Origin of the sequence: Escherichia sp. KCJ4928 (assembly GCF_004352695.1) — a bacterium.
In the GTDB taxonomy this organism is placed as follows: domain Bacteria; phylum Pseudomonadota; class Gammaproteobacteria; order Enterobacterales; family Enterobacteriaceae; genus ECMA0423.
The window spans coordinates 1-576 of the sequence record NZ_SJWV01000557.1 but is presented as its reverse complement, the minus strand read 5'-3'; the positions used below and the strand labels follow the sequence as shown (position 1 = coordinate 576).

Genomic DNA, 576 nt, shown 5'->3' with positions numbered 1-576 from the left:
ACTAATCTTATCTATATATCATGTGATATGTTCTGTAACAAGTAAAATCAACATAAAAAATTCAGCAAAATTTAATATTCGTTCAACTAGCCGTCTCACATATGACATTATTAGTCAACTCCATTTGCCACAAAATGGCTATTTCATGGAGCGCAGTAATTTCTTAGTGGCTATTATCATGCTAATTCTTAGGTCCCTAGCGATTATTCCTGGCTGATTCGTCAGCTTACGCCATGAGATTGTTACATTCCTTTTTATCCTGGAGATATGGGGGAACGCAGGAGATGATTTTTTCATCTACATTCGTTGGTAAATATAGCTTTGGTCACTACGACTTAAACCTTCCTCAATCACAGCCATTCGCCGGGCGATACGGCAAACAAACTAAGTGAAACATCATCCTGAAAACACCAACATCAACAAGCCTCTCCAGATCGACTTCAGAAGTGACCAGTTACAAGCCACAAACCAGGAAACATATTTCATGATGAGAATTATGCTCAGCCTGATGGCGGGTAAACACTGATTTTCACCACGCTCACTGAGTTAACTTGCAAATCTTTCCTTGTTTATACT

At 38.7% G+C, this 576-nt stretch carries 1 protein-coding gene; it reads left to right on the top strand.

The annotated features are described in order from the left end of the window. Positions 1–217: hypothetical protein (locus E0D98_RS27670; RefSeq protein ID WP_205249099.1), on the top strand; the 217-nt coding region annotated here is incomplete at its 5' end. Positions 218–576: the final 359 nt, after the last annotated feature.